Source organism: Rhizobium sp. 768_B6_N1_8, assembly GCF_051811225.1.
In the GTDB taxonomy this organism is placed as follows: domain Bacteria; phylum Pseudomonadota; class Alphaproteobacteria; order Rhizobiales; family Rhizobiaceae; genus Rhizobium.
Map to the genome: position 1 here is coordinate 252364 of NZ_JBPWPV010000001.1, position 19743 is coordinate 272106.

Genomic DNA, 19743 nt, shown 5'->3' on the forward strand with positions numbered 1-19743 from the left:
CCTTAGGGCTGCATCAGGCAGGCCGCACCGACCTTATAGACATAGATCGTATCGCCTCTGTAGTTGCCTTTTTCCGGCTGCCAGCTTTTCAGCATTTCCGGCGTTTCGTTCGCGCAACTCAGCGGCTTGGAGGTCAGGAACAGAACCTGCCCGCTGGTATCGGCCGGGAGGGCGAATTCCTGTTCGTAATAGCTGTCCGGCAGATCGGCCGGCGGACGGGCATATATCTTGTAGGGTGCGGCTCTCAGCGTGTGGAAGAGATCGGCGACCATGTCCCTGTTGTCGGTGACGATGATGCCGGCGCCGGCCTGCGCGGCAAGATCAGCGGCTGCGCGGCTTACTTCGGCCCGGCCGAGATAGCGCTGCATGACTTCCTTGCCGTTTGGCAGCACCAGTTGATGTGCGAAGATAGTTGCGAAGGGGAAGAGCAGGCAGGCAACGCCATTGATGGTGAGCGAGGTTCTGAGACCCTTCGGCCACAGGCGGTGAAGCAGCCAGACCGCCAGCACGATACCTGCCACATAGGCCGTTACGGCCCAATTGGCATAGGCCTTGGCGACAGTTGCCTGCAGGGTAATGAGCAGCACGACCGGGATCGAGAGCCAGACGAGCATCTTCTCACGCGGTTCACTGCGGCCGCGGATCATGTTCCAGACGGCCCAGAGCGTGGCGAAGAAGACGATCGGGCCGACAACGCCGAACTGCGCGGAGAAGAATTCCAGCCCGCCGCGGATATTGCTGCCGAGATCGTTCCAGTGGGCGATATCCTGCGTGTGGCGCACCGTCGTATTGTTGTGCTGGAGGTTCCACCACAGGTTCGGGAACGCGATGACCGCGGAGGTGACGACCGCGATGATGAAATCGCGCACCGAAATCCGCGCCGACGGAATGAGCAGCAGCGCAATCGCTCCGCCGGGCACAAGGAAGAGCACGGCATATTTCGTAAGAAACGCCAGCCCGACACCGACACCCATGAGAAGTGCAAGCCCGACGGAGCGGCGCTGCGTCAGTTCGAAATAGGCAATGAGCGCAATGGCTATGAAGAAGAGCAGGATGACGTCGGTGGAGAAGAACACCGAAGAAAGCGCAACCGCCGGCAGCGTGATATAGGTTGCGCCGACCCAGCCTTCGATCTCAGGCCCGATGAAGCGCTTCGCCATTTTCATCAGCACCAGCGCGGTCGCCATGTGGAAGAGGGGGCCGGGAAGCCGCAGCCAGTAAATGTCGCTGGAGCCGGCAAGCTCGGTGAAGATCCTGAGAACCCAGGCAATCATCGGCGGCTTGGAATAGTAACCGAAGTCGAGGTTTTGCGACCAGAACCAGTATTGCGCCTCATCGACGAAAAGGTCCGTCGTATCGAAATGCAGCGTCACGATGCGGAAGATCGTAAACGCCAATATGATGATGAGGCCGGTCCGAGCTGACATAATCCCTTACTTCCGCTGACACAGGAGCGCGTGTCGATACACCAACGGTGCCGGGCTGCCAACGGGAAAGGTAAAGGTAGATTTAAGGCGCAGTGACCTCTTAGAAGACGCGAAGCGTGCGGTTGTCGCGGTGTGTCGCGATCAGGTCGAGGAGGGCAACGGCTGCGGCGATCGAGAGGGCGATCAGGCAGGAACCCATTCCGAGAACTATCATTTCTCTTTCCTTATTGACGTCATGTCAGGCTCTATAAAACGGGTCTATAACATAAAGCTTGCGTGTGCCTTGTAGCAGCGATGCAACTCTGCGCCAGTATTTACTAGGTGAACTCTCCCAATTGTCTCAAAAGCTACCGACGGGAATGGCTTATTAACCTTCAAGCAAGGAATTAACCATAAACATTGGGTTACACGTCGGAATGGGAAGATGCACTCGTTCCCACCAGGCATGACGCCGTACCGCCGTACCGGGTCGATCCGGTATCCATCTTCTTCAGGCAGCTCCGAAACAGAATTGCTGATCAGGAGGCTTCAGTCCCTCGGTTGCGACCGGTGGCGAAGAGCACCTCTGCGTATCGCATTCATCGGAATCTGCGAAGGTTTTTGGCCGGGTTCGCCCGGAAAGTGGTTGGGGATAGGCGTTGAGGCAGGATATGCCATCAGATCAGGCTCGTGGAGCACAGGCAGGCAGCCTGCGCGACCGCCTGCGCTTTGCCGGCCTCAACACAGACCAGTGCGAGATGGTTCGCCGTAACCGGCCCGCCCTTGAAGCCCATCTCAAGGCCGGCCTGCGCGATCTCTTCCATCGTTTCCAGTCCTTCCCGGATGCCTCGCGCAATTTCGAGAGCGAGCGTCAGATCGAGCGTCTCCACGACCTGCAGTCCTCGCACTGGGACGTGCTCACGGATGCGCGATTCGACAGCCTCTATGCAGAACGCGTCAAGGTTCTCTCCGATACCGAAAGCAAGATCGGCCTCGACCCTCGCTGGCACGTGGCCGGCCACGGCGTCATGCTGGAACACGTGATTTCCGGTCTGGCCGATGAGCTGGCCGGTCGCCCGGTACTGCCGTCGGCCAAGCGGCGTGCTCGCGAGATCACCGACCTGATGACCTCAATCATCCGCATCGTCATGGTTGATGTCGAAATCGCCGTCTCGCTGCGTTTCAATGCGCTGCGCTCCACGCAGCAGCGCGCACTCGCCGATCAGCGTGCCGAAGGTGAAGCGGAAGTCGCCCGCATCTTCAGCGATGTCATCGAAGGCCTGTCAGCCCGGGACTTGACGCAGCGCGCACCGGTCGATGGCGCTCACACCGACATTGCCGCCGCGCTGAACGCCGCACTCGACAACCTCCAGACGGAATTTGCCGCAATTGCAGAACGCAATGCGAAGGCGGAAGCCGCAACGCAATCGCTCGCCGGCGCATCCCGTAGCTTCGCCGGCAACGCTTCCGGTCAGGCAGGGCGGCTGCAGCTTTCCGCCGCCGCCCTTGCCGGCATCGCCGAGCGGGTCCGCGAGGGTGCAGCCGGCAGCCGAGCCGCCGAACAGGCTGCTGCCGCGACGCGTGCGGCCGTCGAGGAAAGCGGTGAGGTCGTCGGCCGCGCGATCAGCGCCATGGCTGATATCGAACAGTCTGCGGAGAAGATCGGCCAAATTATCGGTGCGATCGACGAGATTGCCTTCCAGACGAACCTGCTCGCTTTGAACGCCGGCATCGAAGCTGCCCGCGCCGGCGAATCCGGCCGCGGCTTTGCCGTCGTGGCGCAGGAAGTGCGGGCGCTCGCCCAGCGCTCCGCAGAAGCTGCCCGTGAAATCAAGACGCTGGTGACCACCACCAAGACACAGGTGGATGCCGGCGTGCAGATGGTCGGCCGCACACAGGATTCGATTGCCAGCATCGTCCGTCAGGTGACCGACATCAATGCCGCAATCGCTGGCATCGCAGGCGAGACGGGTGAACACGCCGCCGGTCTCGAAGCCGTGACCGCAGACGTTAAGGGCCTCGGCGGCGAAGTCGCCGACAATGCCGGCTTTGCGGAACGTTCAGCCGAAGGCGCCAATCATCTTCATACGGTCATTCTGGAACTCGGCCAGACGATCCGCGAATTCCGCATTGCGCGGGAAAATGCCTATGCAACCCGGCCTCATCAGGTGGGTGTTTCTGCCTCCCGGACGGTTGCGATCGCAGCTCGCCCGGAAGTGGTCGAAGACGATTACGAAAATGACGATTTTAGCATGCTTCAGCCTCTCGCAAGCGCCGGAGGTGGGCGGAATGTTTACTAACCTATCGGATTATGACGCCGGCTCGCTTTCGCGGGTTGGGGACAAGGGGACAAGGAAAAGCTGATGGCAGCAAAGAAGAGTGCCAAGACGCTGGAGTTGCCAGCGGTTCTTGATCTCAATGAGGCTTCCGCATTGCGCGACAAGCTTCTCTCCATGCGAGGAAACCCTCTGGCGATCGATGCTTCGGCAGTCGAACGCATCGGCGCTCTTTGCGCCCAGGTTCTGATGGCCGCCGAGAAGACCTGGGACCAGGACAAGCAGTCGATCACCTTCTCGAAGGTGTCCGACGCATTTCAAAAAACCATGCAGCTGGTTGGCGTCAATATCGACCATCTGCTTGCCAAGGAGATCCGGCAATGAAGAAGAAAGTACTGACGGTGGACGATTCCCGCACCATCCGAAACATGCTTCTCGTAACGCTGAACAATGCAGGTTTCGAGACGATCCAGGCTGAAGACGGCGTTGAGGGCCTCGAAGTTCTCGAAGAGTCCAATCCTGATGTTATCGTCACCGACATCAACATGCCGCGCCTCGATGGCTTCGGCTTCATCGAAGGTGTCCGTCGCAACGAGAAGTACCGTGCGATCCCGATCCTGGTGCTGACCACCGAAAGCGATGCGGAAAAGAAGAACCGCGCCCGCCAGGCTGGTGCCACCGGCTGGATCGTCAAGCCCTTCGACCCCGCCAAGCTGATCGATGCCATCGAGCGTGTAACCGCTTAAAGCCCAGGATTTGCTCCTATGGATATGAACGAAATCAAAGAGATCTTTTTCCAGGAGTGCGAGGAACAGCTCGCCGAACTGGAATCCGGTCTCCTGAAAATGAATGATGGCGATCGCGACCCGGAAACCGTCAATGCGGTCTTCCGCGCGGTGCATTCGATCAAGGGCGGTGCCGGCGCCTTTGGCCTGGATGACCTCGTCGCCTTCGCTCACGTCTTTGAGACCACACTTGATTGCGTTCGTTCCAACAAGCTTGAGCCTAACCAGGACGTCCTGAAGGTCATGCTGAAGTCGGCCGACGTGCTCGCCGACCTGACCAATGCTGCCCGCGATGGCGGCAGCGTTGATGAAAGCAGAAGCCGCGGCCTCGTCAAGGAACTGGAAGCGCTTGCCCACGGTGAGCTGCCGTCTCCCTCGGCAGTTCCCGAGGCGCCCGCGCCGAAGCCGGCCCCGAAGGCCGCTCCTGCTCCGGTTGCCGCAGCCCCGGCTCCCAAGCCGACCGACGATAGCGGCTTCCAGCCGGTCCCCTTCTCCTTCGACGATTTCGGTGGCGAAGAGAAGCCGATCGATCTGCCGGCCTATGAAATCACCTTCAAGCCGCGCTTCGAACTCTATTCAAAGGGTAACGACGCCACCCTTCTGCTGCGTGATCTTTCCCGCCTCGGCGAGATGAGCATCTATTGCAACACCGATGCTCTGCCGGGCCTTGAGGAGCTCGATCCCGAAGGCGCTTATTTCTTCTGGAACATCACGATCAAGACGGACAAGGGCGAAGACGCCATCCGCACGGTCTTCGAATTCGCCGAATGGGATTGCGATCTGACCGTGAAGCCGGCAGAAGACAGCAAGCCGGGCGAGACCAACGAAGAACTGCCGATGATCCCGGTTCCATTCGATCTCTCGATCCTGGACGATGGCGGGGCCTCCGAAGCGCCGGCCGCTGCCGAGACCAAGGCCGACGACACCGCTGCTGCCGTTGCTGCCGCTGAAACGGCGACCAACGTCGCGCAGATGGCTGCTGCCGCTGCCCGCGTCGAAAAGAAGGAATCGGCAGCCGCTGCTGCCGCCGCCGCAAGTGCAGCGGCGCAGAACAATGCCGCTGCCGGTGCAGGCCAGACGATCCGCGTCGATCTCGATCGCGTCGACCGCCTGATCAACCTCGTCGGCGAGCTTGTCATCAACCAGGCGATGCTCTCCCAGAGCGTCATCGAAAACGACACGACCGGCACGTCCTCGATCAACATGGGCCTCGAAGAGCTGCAGCAGCTCACCCGCGAGATCCAGGACTCGGTGATGGCGATCCGCGCCCAGCCTGTGAAGCCGGTCTTCCAGCGCATGTCGCGTATCGTTCGCGAAATCGCCGACATGACCGGTAAGTCGATCCGCCTGATCACCGAAGGTGAAAACACCGAAGTGGACAAGACGGTCATCGACAAGCTGGCCGAGCCGCTGACGCACATGATCCGCAACGCCGTCGACCACGGTATCGAAACGCCCGAAAAGCGTGCCGCCGCCGGCAAAAACACTGAAGGCACGGTCCGCCTCACGGCAAAACATCGTTCGGGTCGCATCCTGATCGAGCTTGCCGACGACGGCGCCGGCATCAACCGCGAAAAGGTTCGCCAGAAGGCGATCCAGAACGATCTCATCCCGGCGGACGCCAACCTGTCGGATGAAGAAATCGACAACCTGATCTTCCTGCCGGGCTTCTCCACGGCCGACAAGATCTCCGACATCTCCGGCCGCGGCGTCGGCATGGACGTCGTCAAGCGCTCGATCCAGGCACTCGGCGGTCGTATCAACATCACCTCGAAGCCGGGCCACGGTTCGGTCTTCACCATGAGCCTGCCGCTGACGCTCGCCGTCCTCGACGGCATGGTGGTCACGGTTGCCGGCCAGACACTGGTCGTACCGCTGACGGCCATCGTCGAGACCCTGCAACCGGAAGCTGCTGCGATCCACTCCTTCGGTGCGAGCCACCGTCTGATCTCGATCCGCAACTCCTTCTGCCCGCTGGTCGATGTCGGTCGCATCCTGAACTTCCGCGCCACCCAGGCCAATCCGGTCGAAGGTGTCGCACTGCTCGTCGAATCGGAAGGCGGCGGTCAGCGCGCGCTCATGGTCGATGCGATCCAGGGCCAGCGCCAGGTCGTCATCAAGAGCCTCGAGGCGAATTACACCCACGTTCCGGGCATTGCCGCAGCAACCATCCTTGGCGACGGCCGCGTGGCCCTCATCCTGGACGTGGACGCAGTGGTCGGCGCCTCGCGCGGTCAGTCCCTGAAGGCTGAAATGTCTCTGGCGGCAGTAGGATAAGAGGCAATGTCGTACACGGCAAAAAATCTGACCCTCAGCGGAAGCGAACTCATCGCGTTTCGCATCGGCGATCAGGAATTCTGCGTGAACATCATGGCAGTCCGCGAAATCCGGGGTTGGACCCCGGCGACCGCGATGCCGCACTCGCCATCTTATATGATTGGCGTCATAAACCTGCGTGGCGCGGTGCTGCCGATCATCGATCTGTCGGGCCGACTCGGCATGAAGCCGGTCGATCCGACCGCCCGCCACGTCATCATCGTCGCCCAGGTCCGCCGCAAAACGGTGGGCCTGCTGGTCGACGCTGTTTCCGACATTCTGACCGTCAATGAAGATGACATCCAGCCCACGCCCGAGATCTCCTCAGACCTTCAGCGTCAGTTCGCCCGCGGCATTCTCTCCATCGAAAAGCGAATGATCTGCCTGATCGAACTCGAAGCCCTGTTCCCCGACACCGAAAGCGAAGCCGCATGAACGCACTTGGCGTAAAAGATCAGAGGCAGTCTGGTGCCGACGAGGTTCTGGCGAGCGGGGAATACCCGCTGACGCGCCGCGATCTCTCGGAAATTGCCGCCATGATCTATGCGGATGCCGGAATCTATCTCAATGAGACGAAGGCCTCGCTGGTCTACTCTCGTCTGTCGAAGCACATCCGCAATCTCGGCCTTTCGGGGTTTCGCGAATATTGCGAGCTTGTCGCCTCGCCGGCAGGGGCCGCCGCCCGGCGCGAGATGCTGTCGCACCTGACGACCAACTTCACGCGTTTCTTCCGCGAAAACCATCATTTCGAACACTTGCGCGACCATGTGCTGCCCGATCTTCTGAACCGGGCGCGCGCCGGCGGCCGTGTCCGCATCTGGTCTGCTGCGTCCTCGGATGGGCAGGAGCCCTATTCGATCGCGCTGACCGTTCTGTCAATGATGCCGAACGCTGCCGACTACGACTTCAAGATCCTCGCGACCGACATCGACCCGAAGATCCTGGCGATCGCCCGGGCCGGCGCCTACGACGAAAACGCGCTGGAAACCGTCTCGCCCGCTATGCGTAAGCAATGGTTTACCGAGGTCGAGATGCAGGGACGCCGCAAGTTCCAGGTCGACGACCGCGTGAAGCGCCTCATCACCTACAACGAACTGAACCTGATGGCCCAGTGGCCGTTCAAGGGCAAGTTCGACGTCATCTTCTGCCGCAATGTCGTAATCTACTTCGACGAACCGACGCAGATGAAGATCTGGCAGCGCTTTGCCGGCCTGCTGCCGGAGGGCGGCCATCTCTATATCGGCCACTCCGAGCGCGTTTCGGGCGAGGCCAAGCACGTCTTCGACAATATCGGCATCACCACCTATCGCTATACGTCCAAGGGTATCGGGAGGAAGGCATGAGCGCTCCGGCAAGAGTTCTCGTCGTTGACGACTCGCCGACCATGCGCGGCCTGATCTCGGCCGTCTTGAGTTCGGATCCCGAAGTCAACGTCATAGGCCAGGCCGGCGACGCCCTGGAGGCGCGCGAGGCGATCAAGCGGCTGAACCCCGATGTCTTAACGCTGGATATCGAGATGCCGAACATGAACGGCCTCGACTTCCTCGAAAAGATCATGCGCCTGCGGCCCATGCCCGTCATCATGGTCTCGACCATGACGCATCGCGGCGCGGAGGCGACGCTCGCAGCCCTTGAAATCGGTGCCTTCGATTGCGTCGGCAAGCCGCAGCCGGGCGAGCCGCGCCCCTTCGGCGACCTCGTCGAGAAGGTAAAGGCTGCCGCCCGCACGCAGCGCAATTTCGCCAAGCCGGCCAAGTCTGCCGCCGTCACGCCGCTCGCAGTGGCCGATTTCCGCGTCGGCCGCAAGATCGTGGCGATCGGTTCTTCGACCGGTGGCGTGGAAGCCCTGATCGCCGTGCTGCAGAAATTCCCGGCGAACTGCCCGCCGACCGTCATCACCCAGCATATGCCGCCGACCTTCACCAAGAGCTTTTCCGAACGGCTGAACCGCCTCTGCGCGCCGGTCGTGGAAGAAGCGACCGATGGCGCCCGTCTCGAGATCGGCAAGGTCTATCTTGCGCCTGGCGGCGAGCGTCATCTGCAGGTCTCCAATGCATCGGCGCCTTGCTGCCGGCTGGTCGAGCGGGGGCCGGTCAATGGCCATCGTCCATCGGTCGATGTGCTCTTCGATTCGGTTGCCGAACTCGCCGGACGCAATGCCGTCGGCGTGATCCTCACCGGCATGGGTCGCGATGGCGCCGCCGGGTTGTTAAAAATGCGACATGCAGGGGCCAGAACGCTTGGTCAGAACGAAAAAACCTGCGTCGTTTACGGAATGCCAAGAGTTGCCTACGAACTTGGCGCAGTTGAACAGCAGCTCCCGCTTGCTGCTATCGGCGAAGAAATATTGAAAATGACAGCCGCCCGAAAGGAAGGGACCGAATAATGTCGATCGCGGAGAAAATCAAAGTTCTGATCGTTGACGATCAGGTTACGAGCCGCCTGCTGCTCAGCGACGCGCTGACGCAGCTCGGCTTCAAGCAGATCACCTCTGCCGGCGATGGCGAGCAGGGTATGAAGATCATGGCGGAGCAGCCCCACCACCTCGTGATCTCGGACTTCAACATGCCGAAGATGGATGGCATCGGCTTCCTGCAGGCAGTCCGCAGCAATCCGAACACCAAGAAGGCGGCCTTCATCATCCTCACCGCACAGGGCGACCGTGCGCTGGTGACCAAAGCAGCGCAGCTCGGCGCAAACAACGTTCTGGCCAAGCCCTTCACCATCGAAAAGATGAAAGCGGCTATCGAAGCCGTGTTTGGAGCCCTGAAATGATCACTGAGGGTGCGGCCCGCCGCGTGCACATCATTCAGGGTGAATATAAGGTCCTGAGCGACCCGGATGCGGTGCTCACGACCATCCTTGGGTCGTGCGTGGCAGCCTGCCTCAGAGATCCTGTCGCTGGTGTTGGCGGCATGAACCACTTCCTGCTGCCGGGGACAGGCAACACCCCGATGACCGGCGGCGATGCCACGCGATACGGCGTACATCTCATGGAACTGCTGATCAACGGCCTCCTGAAAAAGGGCGCGCGACGCGACCGGCTGGAGGCCAAGATCTTCGGAGGAGCGAAGACGATCTCGACATTCTCGAATGTCGGCGAGCAGAACGCGGCCTTCGCCGTGCAGTTCCTTAGGGATGAAGGCATTCCGGTGGTCAGCTCCAGCACCGGCGGTGAGCATGGACGCAAGATCGAATATTGGCCGGTTTCCGGCCGTGCCCGGCAATACCCCCTGACCGGCGCCGAAACGCAGAAAACCGTCGCTCTCGAGCAGCGTCCCGCCGCTCCGCAGAAGCCCGCCGAGACCAGTATCGAATTCTTTTAATGGCGAGGATTTTTATATGACTTTTACACCGATTATCGAGCCGCCGGCGCCGGTCGAGGCACTGAGCGACATATTGATGCGCATTGTCTCCGAGCTTCACGACGTTGCCTACCTGATGGAACGGATCGAGCCTCAGCTGATCGAACTGGGCGGCTCGGAAATCCTGAATTCCCCTGATAGCATGAAGGTGATGCAGGGCATCGATCTCGCCGTGCAGAAATCGCGCGGTCTGGCCGAATTCATCGACACCATCACCGGTGAAATTCCGCAGAACTGGTCGATCGATGTCGCCACCGCGCTGAGCCTTGTGAAGCTTGCCGAAATGCAGAAGGCACTCGGTGGCGGTACCCGTCACGGCCACTCCCAGCCGCTCAGCAAGGCGGCCGGCGACTTCGATTTCTTCTGATACCGCAATTCATTCCCGCATGCGCTGAACGAAACGCTCGCACAAGTTTCGGCGTCTATTCGTCAAATGAGGCAATAAGCCTGCTTTGTCTTTGACGGATCGTGCGAGAACAGAATGAATCTGTTAAATCAATTAGTTCAGATTATTAAGAACTTTGGTTCGCTTGGGCGGACGCGTTTGATGATCCTTGGTGGGGTCGGCGCCGCTTCCATCGCAATCATCTTGGCCGCGGCAATTTTCGTCAACAAACCGGCCCAGGAAACGCTTTATGTCGGCCTGGAGAAGCCCGATCTCAATCAGATCAGTATGGCGCTCGCCGAAAGCAACGTCGATTTCCAGGTTGGAACGGACGGCTCCAGCATCACCGTACCAGCAGGCATGACGGGCAAGGCCCGCCTGCTGCTTGCCGAACGCGGCCTGCCGAATAGCGCCAATGCCGGTTACGAGCTCTTCGATAATGTCGGTTCGCTCGGCCTCACCTCCTTCATGCAGGAAGTGACCCGCGTCCGCGCCCTCGAAGGTGAAATCGCCCGCACCATTCAATCGATCTCAGGCATCACCGCCGCGCGCGTCCACATCGTCATGCCCGAGGTCGGCAATTTCCGGAAGGCGGAACAGAAGCCGACGGCCTCCGTGATGATTCGCGCCAGTGCCGCGACGGGGCGAAACGCCGCCACCTCGATCCGCCACCTCGTCGCCTCGGCCGTGCCGGGGCTTGATATCGCTGACGTGACGATCCTCGATTCCGCCGGCCAGCTTCTCGCCTCCGGCGATGACGCCGCCAACGGTACGCTGAACCGCTCGCTCAATATCGTCCAGAACGTCCAGCAGGAAGTCGAATCGAACATCGACAAGGCGCTCGCCCCGTTCCTCGGCATGGACAACTTCCGCTCCAGCGTAACGGCCAATCTGAACACCGACGCCCAGCAGATCCAGGAAACCACCTACGATCCGGAATCCAAGGTCGAGCGCTCGGTCCGCTCCACCAAGGAAGCCCAGCAGTCGCAGCAGAACCAGGCCGACAACGCGACGACGGTCGAGCAGAACATTCCGCAGGCCGCACCTGAAGCTGGCGGCGCGACCGGCCCGCAGTCGCAGGACAAGTCCGACAAGCGCGAAGAGCAGACCAACTACGAAATCAACAGCAAGACCACGGCCACGACGCGCAACAGCTACCGGGTCGAAAAGCTCTCGGTCGCCGTCGTCGTCAATAAGGGCCGCATCGCCAAGATGGTGGGCGAACCGGCAGACCAGGCCAAGATCGACGCTTATCTCGCAGAGATGAAGAGCATCGTCGCCTCGGCCGCCGGCCTCGATACCAACCGAGGCGACGTCGTCACCGTCACCGCAATGGACTTCCTCGAGAACCAGCTTCTCGACGATGCCAACAACGGCGTCCATGTCATGGACATGCTGAGCCGCAACCTCGCAGGCATCATCAACTCGCTGGCCTTCGTCGCGGTCGCCTTCGTGGTGGTCTGGATGGGCGTGCGTCCTCTCATCCGCACCGTCAACGGCTCGGGTTCATCCGCCGCAGTTTTCGGCGACGCCACTCCGGAATCGGCTGGCCTGGAACTGCCGGACTTCGCACCGGCGGGCGCTTCCGCGGGCGGCGCGCTCATGGATGGCTTCGGCTCCGACTTCGGCTTCGACAGCACCGAGGATCTGCTCAGTCTCGGCGACGACGACGGCAACTTCAACCGCCGCGTCAAGGAAGGTCCGGAACGCAAGCTCGCCCGTATGGTGGAGATCAACGAGGAGCGCGCCGCGAAGATCCTCAGGAAATGGGCCATCGACGAAGCTGCATAATGAAAAAGGCCGGGAAACCGGCCTTTTTCATTCTCATCTGTGGATACATCGGCCGGTAACAAGAACGTTACCGGCACTGGTGACCGGCTCGTAAGGAGCCGGTTACTCTATTGCAGAGAGTTCTGATGTAGAGATCGCCCGGCAGCGGGATGACGCCGTTCGCATGATGCTCAAGCCGTACATAAGGCGGATGACGCAAGTATGTCTCCAGTAGAACAATAGATCGTTGCTTTCGTGCGTTTGAAATCTGCTTTTGCCGGGGCATTCGGTTACGGCACTTCCTTTGCCGGAACTGTGATAATTACGCCATTCAGACCGATAATTCCGCTCCGCGTCACTCGCGCATAAGGCGAGAAACGTTGCGGCCAATGCCAGAATCATCCTAGTTTTATACATCTTCGCGAGAGTGGAGTGGTGATCGAATCACCGCATGGAAGGTCGCAAAAGTAAATCCCCAGAAGTCGGAGATGGTGATTTACGGTGGTTGGCTTACCCTTAAGTGATTCGAATTGGGATTCGCGTGGGGCATGTGTTTGAATCCCTTTCACAAAAACAGAACTTCTTTGCGAGAACCGACAGTTTCTCAGCCGCAGGTCACTGCCAATGGATATGGACATATTTCAGGCGAATAAAGGCGAGAAGCAGATGGCGAACTTCGTCGGCGCCAATGTGCCGGATCTTTTGCCGCGCGACGAACTGATCGATCGCCTTCGCGTCATCGCCGAAACCGGCAAATTGCATGCCGGCTTACTGGCGCTGACCGAGTATGTCGGCGCCATGCACTATCTGATGGCGCGCTGCGATCTCATCCAGGAAAGCGGTCTGGACTTTATCGTTTCGTCCGACTGGCCTTTCGATCTGGTGAAGGAGGTCGCCAATGACCTGGTCGTGGGTTATGCGCGCTCGACCGAATTCGAGAAGTGCATGCAGGTGCTGCAGCCGGGCTTCGCACTCCTGCCGGACAGCGCCGATGTGCCGCATGGCGCGAGCCGCCAATATTGCTCGCTGACCTTGAATGTCGGCCGCTCTCGCTTGGTGCTGATGTTCTTGTTCAGGGAAGGTTTCGTTCTTTCGCCGGAACGTCTCCGGGACGTGGGCCTGCTTGCAGGCTATTTCGCAAGCTTCCTTCGGTGCGGGGGCACGAAGGTCGATCGCGATTTCGAGTTGACCGACCGGGAGCTGGAATGCCTCTTCTGGATTGCGGAAGGCAAGACAAGCGACGAGATCGCCATGATCCTCGGCATCTCCCGGAATACTATCAATAACTATATCACCAGCGTGATGCGGAAGACTGCAACGAAGACGCGTTCCGAGGCGATAGCCTTCGCCGTTCGCAACAATCTCGTCTGAGGGAAATTATGGGCCATCATCCAGGCAGGGCGCTAGGCAATACGGACCAGATGCGCATGGTACGTGTGAACAGGATTTCCAGCCGGTCTGACCTTTTCCCGCGCCTGATTGCCATGCAGAAGCTCGCGGATGCGCAAGGCTTCGCCGTTTTTCGTGTCACCGGCTCCGGCGTGCCGGCAAAGCAGCGACTGATCTGCGAGCTGGAAAACTGGAGTCCCTCGAATGCCGGCTTCGGCAAGGGCTTCGTCGATGCTCATGGCGAGGCTTTGCTCGACCATATCGATCGCTCGCTGTTGCCTTTGTTCTGGGCCGGTAGCCATGATCGTGCAGCTCCTGGCCCTGCCGACTTCTCTCCCTTCATGGTGAGGCTGAAAGACGGCATGGTGCCTTTCTCCGGTCTCGCATTTCCAGTGCGCCTTGGCGCCATTGGCAATGGCTTCGTGCTTTTCACCGGCGACGATATCGATCCGTCGAGCGATACGATCATCGAGCTGCATGGCCGGTGCTGCAATGTGATGATGGATCTGCTGTCGCTCGATGAGCGGCGTGCGGCGGCGACCGAAGCGCTGAGCGAGCGTGAGATCGCCTGCCTTCAGCTTGCCGGCGACGGTCGTATCAGCGAAGAAATTGCCGACAAGCTCGGCCTGTCCGTCCACACGGTGAACGCCTATCTCGGCTCGGCGACCATTAAGCTCGATTCGGTCAACCGTATCCAGGCGATCGCGAAGGCGATACGTCTCGGCTACATCAGCTAGGGCTCTGAGAACGGCAAAGCCCGGCGCCTTGCGGGCCGGGCCTGATATTCTCAAACGGAAGTGCTTTAGCCGGCGAGCGCCTGCGGTTTTGCCACGATATAGCGCGCTTCGTGCAGGCTTCTCTGGAGAAAAGCCGTGTTTGCGTCCGGATCGCTGGAGGCGTTCTGAAAGGAAATATGATTGATCTCGATGCCGGCATGGTCTTCGGCGAGTGTCAGCTGCGCATAGACGGTCACGCCGCGCGGCTTGATTTCGAGATCGAGCACAACTTCAGGCTTACCGCCCCATTCCAGCGTATAATTTCCCCCCAAGCCGAAGTTGACAGTGCCAGGATGGAAAAACAGTTCCGCTGCGGAAGCGACGAGGTCGGCGAGATTGCCGTAATACTCGAAACGCAGCAGAGAAATGAGATCGGATGCGTCCAGAAGCCTGAGCTCGGTTGCGACCGGGCTGATCGCTTCTGCAAGGATTTTTTCACGCTGGGCAGAGTAGGGGCATTTTTTCATTCGACTTATCTTACCCGTTTGTTCTTGGCCTCCGCGGCGTAAACCCGATGAATGAGTTCCGCGACGGCCTTATAGAAGACTGACGGTATGACACTATCCACCGAGACTTGCGCAAACATGGAGCGTGCGAGAGGTGGATCCTCGAAGACGGGGATGTCGTTCTTCTCGGCGATCTCTCTGATTTTTAACGCAATAAGGTCCTGGCCCTTGGCAAGGACGACCGGTGCATCGTTTTCTTCGCGTACGTAGCGCAGCGCCACGGCATAGTGCGTCGGGTTGGCGATGACGAGGGTGGCACGCTGGACACTGGCGATCATGCGTCGGCGGGCGCGGTCACGCATGACAGAGCGCTGCCTGCTCTTGACGAAGGGGTCGCCTTGCGACTGCTTGTTTTCTTCCTTTATCTCGTGCTTCGTCATCTTCAGTTCGGTGAACCAATGATAGCGCGTCCAGAAGACGTCGGCGATCGCAACGATCGCGGTGGCGACCAGCATGACGATGATGATCTTGCGCATCGCGGTCATCATGCGAACCATGATCGTCTGCGGATCGGAAAACATCGCATCGATCGAGCCGAAATATTCGCTTCTGAGGACGAAGAAGAGAATCACTCCGACCACCACCACCTTGAACAGCGACTTACCGAATTCGACGAGGCCTTGAAGGCTGAAGAGCCGCGACCATCCCTTGATCAGTGAAATACGCGAGGCCTGCGGACGGATGCGTTCGAGAACCGGCGTCGGCAGGTTCTGAAAGACGGACGAGGCGATGCCGAACGCCATGAACATGATGAAGGCAGGGGCCAGAAGCGCAGCCATAGCCCAGCCGAGCTTCGCAAAGAGCGAGAGGACGTCAGGTCCGGTCTCGATCTTCCACTGATCTGGCTGCTCGAAGACGTCACGCAGGGTCTCGGCCATGTGTGACGTCGCGTCGGGAAGGAAGAAGACGAGATAGATGAAGGTCGCCAGAATCGTCGTGAAGATCGAGATTTCGCGCGAGTGGGGGGTATTACCTTTTTCGGCAGCATCAGACCGCTTTTTCGCGGTAGGGGCTTCTGTTTTGCTGTCCTTGTCTTCATCGGCCAAGTCTGCGGCCCTCCGTCAAAGAAAAAGGCCGCGACTGGAGCGCGGCCCATTTCCCCGAAGGGTAGTCTTGTGCGTGCTGCTGATCAACCGCCGCCTTGTGGGCGAGGGGGCTTGTCAACAACTGCGATCGTCTAGGCGGCGGCCGGGCCGCCTTCCTTTTCCTTGAGCTCGATCTGGCCGGCATTGGCCAGGCGAATCGCTTCCTGTGCGACGGCGCGCCGCGCAATCGCGATCTCGCGTGGATTGACGCCGGCCATGCCGCTCTGCAGATCCGATTCGATCATGCGGCGCTGGCGCGGGCTGATGGAGGAAAGGACCGATTCGCGGATTTCGGCCGATGCGCCGCGCAGTGCGACGGTGAGAACGTCGGACGAAATATCGTTGAGCAGCATCACGCGGCTGCGCTGCGGCATCAACATGAGGTCTTCGAAAAGGAAGATCTTCGGACGAACCTTGTTCACCGCTTCGCGGTTGATCGATTCGAGCGAGGTGAGCAGCGTGTCGACCTGCGGTTTGTCCATTTCGTTCATTAGGTCGGCGACCTTGGTGGAGCCTGACGCGTTGCGTTCCGCGTCGATCTCGGCAAGCAGCGTCATCACCTGGTTTTCGATGATCTGCGCGGCCTTCGGGCTGACGCCCTTCATGTTGACCGTACGGTTCATGATGTCGGCGCGGCGGTTGTCGGGAAGCTGCAGCAGCACCTTCGCGCCGAAGGACGACGGCATCATGGACAGGATATAGGCAACGGTCTGCGGATGCTCGCGCAGCAGGAACTGGGCGACGAAGGCAGGTTCCGCCTCGGCGAGACGGTCCCAGATGGATGTTTCGTAGGCCTGGAAGGCGGTACGGCGGCCAAGCAGGCTGTCGACTTCGTCAGGCGTCAGCCCTTCCTCGAGGATGGCCTCGATCGCCTTGGCGTTGTCCATCAGACCGGCGCCTTCGGTGAAGAGATCTTCGAATTCGCCGACGAGCTGAAGAAGCTCGTCCGGCGGGATGGCACGAAGCGCCTGGGCAGATCCGATGATGGTCTGCAACTCGGCCTGCGTGAAATATTTCAGCAGTCGGCCGGCGACCCCCTTCCCCATAGCGAGAAGAACTGCCGCCGCCTTTTCAGCCTGGGTCAACGGTTTCCCGGCAAGTGCGCCGCCGAAATCGTCAAAGTCCATCATGGTCTAACCTCTCCGTCCCGCACAGGGATCAGGCTTTTTTCGTGCTCAAAACTTCTATCAGTTTTACACCGAATCGCGTGTCGTCGTTATCAAGAACCGTAATCTCGCCGCGTGCAATCCTGCGGCCATTCACCATTATCTCGACCGGCTCGCCGATCTTCTTGTCGAGCGCGATGGTAGCACCCTCGGTGAGGTTCATCAGGCCGGAAACCTGCATGCGGCTCGTCCCGAGCACGATCTGGACATCGATAGGGATGTCCATGATCAGGTCGAAGTTCGAGTTCAGTGCGCTCCCGAGCGGTGCCGGAGCGGACTGGAAGGAATTGCCGCCGAAGCTCGGCGCGGCGTCAAGGCTGGGAAAGCCTGCTGCGCCCATGCCGGCAGCATTGTCACCGAAATCACTGCCCCCGAAATCGCCGCCTGCAAAATCGGCACCGCCGAAGGCGGTTTCGCCGGCATCACCACCGAACGGCGAAAGGTCCGTTCCTGCTGCGAAAGCATCGTTCTGCAGGTCGTCGCCGAACTGCGGAAGGTCGCCGTCCGAATCTTTCTTCAGCACGCCGCGCAGATCGTCGATAGCCTGATCCAGATCGGCTTCATTGCCCGGCATGTCCAGGGAGAGGTCACTATTCTGCTGTGTCTTCTTCGTAGCCATGAAATCACTATTCCAGTTGAAACTTGCCTCAAACTGCCTTTGTGGCCCTGAGAGCGAGAGAACCGATTAATTCATTAAGTGCCGGATCAGCTCATCATCCGAATTCATGGTGTCTTTCACTCGCACCATGTAGTTGTCGCCTGAACGCCCGAACTCGCACACATACAATTCTCGGCTGTTGGCGCTGACTTCGACGCGTACGTCGCCGCTGTCGCGGAAAGGAATGACGTCGCCGGCCATCAGTTTGGAAATCGTTCTGAGCGTCAGATCCTGCAGGCGGATCTTCGCTTCGAGGGTCACCTGCGACCGGCGAACCTGGTCGCCGATCTGCTCCGTCCACTCCGGCGACTTGCTCGGCTGCTTCTTCGGCTTCGGGGCAGAGACCTTGGTCTTGAGCAGCGCTGCCTGGGGGACGATCAGGCTGAATTCGGAAGTGATGCCGGCAAGCGTGATCGACATGTTGATTGCCGCCGCGAATTCATCCGGACGGTCTTCCGGCGGACGGATGCGTGCTTCAAGAGCGAAGGGAGCCGACAGGCTGGGCTCGAATCCGCCAGGCGCGTTGACGGCAGAACGCAGCACCTTGGAAATCTTGTCGAACACCATGCCGGCGAGGTCGATCTCGATAACGGAGAGAAGCCGGTCGGCCGGCTCCTCGATCGTTTCGGCAGCAGCGCCAAGCAGATGTTCCATCAGGGTAATGATGAAACTGTTGCCACAGGCGATGGTGATGTTCTGAGACCAATTGCGCAGCGTCGCATCGACCAGCGTCATGTTGGAGCTGAGATCGTCGATCAGATGATTCTTGTAACCGATCTCGCAGCCGAGATAGCCGACTGTCACGTCGAGGCCGGTTTCGCTCTTCAGGATATCAGGAAGGAATTCGCTGTAGATATCGCTGAAGGAACTGCAGAGCTTGGCAACCCTGCCCTTGTCGCCGAGACCGCCGGTCAGTTTGGCAAGGAGAGCTGGATCCATTGTCTGGTTGTCATGCGAAGCATTGCTCATAGTCATTTAAGCTGCCTTGTTTTCGCCACCTGGGTTCATCATTTCCTGTTCCACTGCGTCGATCGACGGGCGTTCATACGCCGAGATCGTCTTGCGGCCATATTCGAGGGCGACCTGCGGCACCGAGCCGTTCATGTAGGCAAGCAGGGTCTGCTTGACGACGACGTAGAGGCGGTGCTGCTTGGAGCGGACGACCTTGATCTGCGAGACCAGCGGTGAGCAGACGCAGTAGGAAAGCAGAATGCCGAGGAATGTGCCGACGAGGGCCGAACCGATGAGGTGGCCGAGCACTTCCGGCGAGTCGTTGATATGCGCCATGGCCTTGATAACGCCGAGAACCGCCGCGACGATACCGATAGCGGGGAATGAATCGCCCATGATCTGGATCGCGTGGTAAGGCTTCATCTTGTCATGAAGGATGGTGTTGATTTCTTCGTCCATCAGCGCCTCGATCTCGTGGGAGCGGGCGTTGCCGATGATGATCAGGCGCACGTAGTCGCAGATGAAGGCCGTCAGTTCCTTGTTCTTCAGAACCGTCGGAGCCTGCTGGAAGATCGTCGATTCGGCCGGATTGTCGATATGCGCTTCGATTTCGTTGCGCGATTTCGTACGCAGGTCGCGCATCAGTGAATAGAGCACGCCGAGCGTATCGAGGTAGTTGCGCTCCTTGGGAACGGAGTGCTTGAAGGCCTCTCCGAGCGCCTTGCCGGAGTCCTTCACCACCTTCATAGGGTTGGCCATGATGAAGCTGCCGAGACCCGCGCCGCCGATGATCAGGAATTCGAAGGGCTGAAAAAGAGCATCGACTTCGCCGCCCATGGCCATGAAGCTACCGACGATACAGCCGCAGACAACTACAAATCCGATAATAATATTCATCGTCAGCCCAAT

The 19743-nt window shown here is 59.7% G+C and carries 20 protein-coding genes; 13 read left to right on the forward strand and 7 right to left on the reverse strand.

Annotation, left to right across the window (positions count from 1 at the left end; all coding sequences use genetic code 11):
- Nucleotides 1-2 precede the first annotated feature (2 nt).
- The gene (locus AB8B33_RS01250; protein WP_439014079.1) at nt 3-1427 is read right to left on the reverse strand and encodes an ArnT family glycosyltransferase; all 1425 of its coding nucleotides are present in this window, start codon (nt 1425-1427) and stop codon (nt 3-5) included.
- A gap of 650 nt (nt 1428-2077) precedes the next feature.
- On the opposite strand from AB8B33_RS01250, the gene AB8B33_RS01255 reads away from it, so the two are divergent.
- From AB8B33_RS01255 to visR, 13 genes are all read left to right on the forward strand, one after another.
- Nucleotides 2078-3706, forward strand: coding sequence for a globin-coupled sensor protein (locus tag AB8B33_RS01255; RefSeq protein ID WP_439014080.1), 1629 nt, complete (start codon nt 2078-2080; stop codon nt 3704-3706).
- 63 nt (nt 3707-3769) lie between these two features.
- On the forward strand, nt 3770-4066 hold the full coding sequence (locus AB8B33_RS01260) for an STAS domain-containing protein (protein WP_007821057.1): 297 nt from the start codon (nt 3770-3772) through the stop codon (nt 4064-4066).
- On the forward strand, nt 4063-4428 hold the full coding sequence (cheY1, locus tag AB8B33_RS01265) for a chemotaxis response regulator CheY1 (protein WP_003570362.1): 366 nt from the start codon (nt 4063-4065) through the stop codon (nt 4426-4428). Before AB8B33_RS01260 ends, cheY1 begins: the two co-directional genes overlap by 4 nt.
- Before the next feature lie 18 nt (nt 4429-4446).
- Complete coding sequence (locus AB8B33_RS01270; protein ID WP_439014081.1) at nt 4447-6744, forward strand: chemotaxis protein CheA; 2298 nt, start codon at nt 4447-4449, stop codon at nt 6742-6744.
- A gap of 6 nt (nt 6745-6750) precedes the next feature.
- Nucleotides 6751-7218 (forward strand): chemotaxis protein CheW, encoded by a 468-nt coding sequence (locus AB8B33_RS01275; RefSeq protein WP_439014082.1) that lies wholly within the window; start codon nt 6751-6753, stop codon nt 7216-7218.
- On the forward strand, nt 7215-8126 hold the full coding sequence (gene cheR / locus AB8B33_RS01280; protein ID WP_439014083.1) for a protein-glutamate O-methyltransferase CheR: 912 nt from the start codon (nt 7215-7217) through the stop codon (nt 8124-8126). The genes AB8B33_RS01275 and cheR overlap by 4 nt, the downstream gene beginning before the upstream one ends.
- Nucleotides 8123-9169 (forward strand): protein-glutamate O-methylesterase CheB, encoded by a 1047-nt coding sequence (gene cheB, locus AB8B33_RS01285; RefSeq protein WP_113323613.1) that lies wholly within the window; start codon nt 8123-8125, stop codon nt 9167-9169. Before cheR ends, cheB begins: the two co-directional genes overlap by 4 nt.
- Nucleotides 9169-9558: a response regulator gene (locus AB8B33_RS01290; protein ID WP_007816129.1), complete on the forward strand. Its 390-nt coding sequence runs from the start codon at nt 9169-9171 to the stop codon at nt 9556-9558. The genes cheB and AB8B33_RS01290 overlap by 1 nt, the downstream gene beginning before the upstream one ends.
- Nucleotides 9555-10109: a chemoreceptor glutamine deamidase CheD gene (gene cheD / locus AB8B33_RS01295; RefSeq protein WP_007816127.1), complete on the forward strand. Its 555-nt coding sequence runs from the start codon at nt 9555-9557 to the stop codon at nt 10107-10109. Before AB8B33_RS01290 ends, cheD begins: the two co-directional genes overlap by 4 nt.
- Nucleotides 10110-10125: 16 nt before the next feature.
- On the forward strand, nt 10126-10515 hold the full coding sequence (gene cheT / locus AB8B33_RS01300; RefSeq protein WP_113323614.1) for a chemotaxis protein CheT: 390 nt from the start codon (nt 10126-10128) through the stop codon (nt 10513-10515).
- 114 nt (nt 10516-10629) lie between these two features.
- Entirely contained in the window at nt 10630-12324 is a 1695-nt protein-coding gene (fliF, locus tag AB8B33_RS01305) for a flagellar basal-body MS-ring/collar protein FliF (protein WP_439014084.1), read from the forward strand.
- A 603-nt stretch (nt 12325-12927) separates the two neighbouring features.
- On the forward strand, nt 12928-13674 hold the full coding sequence (gene visN / locus AB8B33_RS01310) for a transcriptional regulator VisN (protein WP_113323616.1): 747 nt from the start codon (nt 12928-12930) through the stop codon (nt 13672-13674).
- Between the two features lie 8 nt (nt 13675-13682).
- Complete coding sequence (gene visR / locus AB8B33_RS01315) at nt 13683-14429, forward strand: transcriptional regulator VisR (RefSeq protein WP_113323617.1); 747 nt, start codon at nt 13683-13685, stop codon at nt 14427-14429.
- 65 nt (nt 14430-14494) lie between these two features.
- Here visR and AB8B33_RS01320 read toward each other — a convergent pair whose 3' ends face one another.
- From AB8B33_RS01320 to motA, 6 genes are all read right to left on the reverse strand, one after another.
- A complete protein-coding gene (locus tag AB8B33_RS01320; RefSeq protein ID WP_112541535.1) occupies nt 14495-14935 on the reverse strand; it encodes a hypothetical protein in 441 nt (146 codons plus the stop codon).
- A gap of 5 nt (nt 14936-14940) precedes the next feature.
- A complete protein-coding gene (gene flhB, locus AB8B33_RS01325) occupies nt 14941-16020 on the reverse strand; it encodes a flagellar biosynthesis protein FlhB (protein WP_439014085.1) in 1080 nt (359 codons plus the stop codon).
- Between the two features lie 131 nt (nt 16021-16151).
- Nucleotides 16152-17189: a flagellar motor switch protein FliG gene (gene fliG / locus AB8B33_RS01330; protein ID WP_007816114.1), complete on the reverse strand. Its 1038-nt coding sequence runs from the start codon at nt 17187-17189 to the stop codon at nt 16152-16154.
- A 28-nt stretch (nt 17190-17217) separates the two neighbouring features.
- Nucleotides 17218-17844 carry a flagellar motor switch protein FliN gene (fliN, locus tag AB8B33_RS01335; RefSeq protein WP_113323619.1) on the reverse strand — a complete coding sequence of 209 codons (627 nt, stop codon included), beginning with the start codon at nt 17842-17844 and terminating at the stop codon, nt 17218-17220.
- Between the two features lie 66 nt (nt 17845-17910).
- Nucleotides 17911-18858, reverse strand: coding sequence for a flagellar motor switch protein FliM (locus AB8B33_RS01340; RefSeq protein WP_113323620.1), 948 nt, complete (start codon nt 18856-18858; stop codon nt 17911-17913).
- Entirely contained in the window at nt 18859-19731 is an 873-nt protein-coding gene (gene motA, locus AB8B33_RS01345; protein ID WP_037071050.1) for a flagellar motor stator protein MotA, read from the reverse strand.
- Nucleotides 19732-19743 lie beyond the last annotated feature (12 nt).